Here is a 239-nt window from a genome sequence, read left to right on the forward strand (position 1 = left end):
CCGGATCGAAGGGCTTGAGCTGAACCATCCGGGTCGCCAGAGTCCCGCAGAACCCAGCGACGCCCTCCGCAAGATGGTTGCGGCGGCCGATGCCGGCGTCGTTATCCCAGATCAGTCGCCTCGGAACGGCGCCCAGCTGCCCACTCAGCAGCGACCACATGCCCGCCAGCAGATCCGGTGTCTTTCGGGTCGGCAGCATCCGGGCGGTGATGAACCGTGAATACGAGGCGACCATCACC

At 66.1% G+C, this 239-nt stretch carries 1 pseudogene; it reads right to left on the reverse strand.

Annotated features, from left to right (window positions below):
- A pseudogene (locus ACZ2XM_RS15680) lies at positions 1-239 on the reverse strand (IS21-like element ISMyma9 family transposase); the annotation flags it as partial.

The organism is Psychrobacter sp. CoH-33_TS_01 (assembly GCF_058189395.1).